This is a genomic window from Bartonella sp. TS25HLJMH (assembly GCF_042193505.1).
In the GTDB taxonomy this organism is placed as follows: Bacteria; Pseudomonadota; Alphaproteobacteria; order Rhizobiales; family Rhizobiaceae; genus Bartonella; species Bartonella grahamii.
Genome location: NZ_JBHILV010000087.1, coordinates 661 through 922, shown reverse-complemented (window position 1 = coordinate 922; position 262 = coordinate 661). Strand labels below are relative to the sequence as shown.

The window sequence follows — 262 nt, the reverse complement described above, 5'->3', positions numbered from 1 at the left end:
TGCCAAGGGTTCACGTGATGCAATTACGGGTGGCCAGATTAATAAAATTGGTGGTGATATTGCTAAATTTTTAGGTGGAGAAGCATCCTTTAAAGATGGAGCTCTTACACAGCCAACGTATAAATTATCTTACATTGCTAAAGATGGAGTTGTAACAGAGAGTTCGTTTCAAGGTGTTGGAACTGCATTTGCAGGTCTTGACACGAATATCAAGACTATGAATCAGCGCATTAAGGAAGTATCTGAAGGAGTTGCGCATGAT

General features: G+C 40.1%; 1 protein-coding gene. It reads left to right on the top strand.

The features are described from left to right. A partial coding sequence (locus tag ACFINF_RS09385) for a hypothetical protein (RefSeq protein WP_375620613.1) occupies window positions 1-262 on the top strand: 262 nt, incomplete at both ends.